Genomic DNA, 512 nt, shown 5'->3' with positions numbered 1-512 from the left:
CCCTGTGATTGTAGACACCACAAAACCAAATACTCCGCTAGTTGATGAAAATGCAGGTGATGATCAAGGTGATGTTCAAGGTGCACTTAAAAACGGCGACTACACTGATGATAATAAGCCAAGCTTCTCAGGTCAAGGTGAGCCAGATGGTACGGTTAACGTGTATGTTAATGGTCAAAAACAGACATTTGGTCCGGACGATGTAGTGCCTAAAGTAGATGCTGATGGTAACTGGAGTTTTGAATTACCTCCGTCTATTGAGTTAGGTGATGGTGAAAATAATATTCAGTTCAGTGTAACCGACAAAGCAGGGAATGAGAGTGAATTAACCCCACCATTTATCTTAAATGTTGATACACGTCCTGCCCCATCGGCCCTGTCTCCTGACAGCTGGCAGGTGATAGATGATGTGAATGAAAGCACAAGCCCGAATGGTAAAAAAGTACTGACAGCGAACAGCACAACAGATGATAATTTACCTACTGTACAGGGTGTTGCACCTGAGGGTGTGT

At 43.8% G+C, this 512-nt stretch carries 1 protein-coding gene; it reads left to right on the top strand.

Annotated elements, in window-relative coordinates:
• Positions 1 to 512: Ig-like domain-containing protein (locus ACFFIT_RS04025; protein WP_385876367.1), on the top strand; the 512-nt coding region annotated here is incomplete at both ends.

Source organism: Thorsellia kenyensis, assembly GCF_042432445.1.
In the GTDB taxonomy this organism is placed as follows: domain Bacteria; phylum Pseudomonadota; class Gammaproteobacteria; order Enterobacterales; family Thorselliaceae; genus Thorsellia; species Thorsellia kenyensis.
Note: the sequence above shows the minus strand (reverse complement) of the source record. Positions and strands in the feature narration are given on the sequence as shown.